A 2,381-nucleotide genomic window follows, 5' to 3' on the forward strand; every position below is an offset into this window, starting at 1 on the left:
TAATGGGCCAGCTGATTCGCACGCTGATCCAGCTCGCGATAACTCAACACCGCATCGCCAAAGCGCACAGCCTCCCGGTCGGGATGTACCTGCGCCAGCCGCTCAAAATGCCGATGCACAAACGGCTCGGTATCAGACCACTCCCGCGCCGTGTCATTGACCACCGCCAACTGCGCGCGATCCTCGGCATCCAGCAGCTCGAAATCGCCAATCGCCGCGTCCGGCTGCTCGATCAACTCGGCGAACAGCTGCTCAAAACGCCCATGCAAACGCTCAACGCTGCCGTGATCAAACAGATCCGTGGCGTAATTCCACGACCCACCCAGCCCGCCCTCGGCGTCTTCGTGGGTGTTCAGCGCCAGGTCGAACTGGCTGCTGCCATCGTCCAGCGGCAGCACGTCGGCGCGCAGGCCCGGCAGCCCGGCGAGTGATTCGAAGTTCTGCTGCTGGTGATCGTAGGCCACCTGGAACAGCGGGTTGTGGCTCAGGCTGCGCGCAGGTTGCAGCGCTTCGACCAATTGCTCGAACGGCAGGTCCTGATGGGCCTGGGCGCCGAGGGTCCGCGCCTTGGCCTGCTCAAGCACCTGACGATAGCTCAGCTCGGCAGACACCTCGGCGCGCAGCACCTGGGTGCTGACGAAAAAGCCGATCAGCCCTTCGACTTCCAGCCGCGAACGGCCAGCAATCGGCACGCCGACGCGCAGGTCGTTCTGCCCGCTCAGGCGGTGCAGTAGCACCTGATACGCCGACAACATCGCCATGAACGGCGTGACGCCCTGCTGCTTCGCGAACCCGCGCACGCGCTGGCTGAACGCGGCATCGAAGGCAAACAGCACCCGGTCGCCGCGATAACTCTGCTGGGGCGGACGCGGCCGGTCGGTGGGCAGTTCCAGCACCGGGTGCTCGTCACCCAGTTGCTCGCGCCAGTAATTCAGCTGCCGCTCGCCCTCGCCCGCCGCCAGCCATTCACGCTGCCAGACGGCGAAGTCGGCGTATTGCACCGGCAATGGCGCCAGTTGTGGCGCGCGGTTTTCCACGGCTGCGCGGTACAACTCGCAGAATTCCTGCAGCAGCACGCGCACTGACCAGCCGTCCGAGATCATGTGGTGCAGGCACAGCAGCAGACGCAGCTCATCAGGCGCGACACGCACCAGCGCCAGTCGCCAGACGGGGCTGCGGGACAGGTCGAACGGGCGTTTGACGAAGGCCTGGGCCAGGGCGTTGAAAGCAGTGTCGAGATTCGGCTCGGCGGTGATGTCTATCCGCTCAATCTGCACCGACTGGGCAGGCTCAATCTGCTGCATCGGCACGCCATTGACCGCCAGGAACCGTGTGCGCAGTACTTCATGGCGCGCGGTCAGGCCGTCGAAGGCCGCCTGCAACGCAGCCTCGTTCAGGTCGCCGCACAAGCGCACGGCGCCCGGCAGGTTGTAGGCATGGCCGCCGGGTTGCAGCTGATCGAGGAACCACAGGCGCTGCTGGGAAAACGACTGCACGGCAAGGGCCTGCCGGCGTGGGGTCAGCTCGAGCTGGGGCGAGTCGGAGCCTGTCAGCCCGGTGATGCGCTGGGCGAAATCACTGAGGCGCGGCGCGTCGAACAGCACCCGCAACGGCACGCTCAATTGATGCTCATGACGCAGCCGGGAGATCAGCTGCATCGCCAGCAGCGAGTGGCCGCCGAGTTCGAAAAAGTGATCGTTGCGGCCGACGGCGTCGATGCCCAGCAACGGCTGCCACAGCGCCGCCAATTGCTGTTCAAGGAGCGTTTGCGGCGCCTGATAATCGCTGGAGATCACCTGCGGGTCAGGCAGCGCGTTGCGGTCGAGCTTGCCATTGGGCAACTGCGGCAGGCGCTCCATGACCACGATGTGCGCCGGCACCATGTATTCCGGCAGGGTGCTTTTCAGCTGCTGCTTAAGGCTGTCCTCCGCCAGACCGTTGCCGCCGACATAACCCAGCAGGACCTTTCCGTTCGCGCTGTCACGGACAACGACCAAGGCCTCACGCACGCCGTCGCAGGCTTTCAGCGCCGCTTCGATCTCGCCGGCCTCAATGCGGAAGCCACGGATTTTGATCTGATGGTCGATACGGCCGAGGTATTCCAGCAGCCCCTTGCTGTTCAAGCGCACGCGGTCGCCACTGCGATAAATCCGCTCGCCGGCCCGGAACGGGTGCGGCAGAAAGCGCTCGGCCGTTGCGCCCGGACGGTCCAGATAACCCCGCGCCACCGCGCCCCCCAGGTACAACTCCCCAGCGATCCCTTGAGGAAGCGGGTTCAAATCCGCGTCCATCACATAGCCCTGACGATCCCCCACCAGATCACCAATCGGCGCGTAGGCCGTGGTGAAATCAGCGGTCTCGGCAGACGCCAGCCACAAGGT

At 65.1% G+C, this 2,381-nt stretch carries 1 protein-coding gene; it reads right to left on the reverse strand.

All coding sequences use genetic code 11. From position 1 onward, the window contains the following. On the reverse strand, positions 1 to 2,381 hold a 2,381-nt coding region (locus BBI10_RS00135), incomplete at both ends, for a condensation domain-containing protein (RefSeq protein WP_141695064.1).

This window comes from Pseudomonas graminis (assembly GCF_001705435.1).
Taxonomy (GTDB): Bacteria; Pseudomonadota; Gammaproteobacteria; order Pseudomonadales; family Pseudomonadaceae; genus Aquipseudomonas; species Aquipseudomonas graminis_B.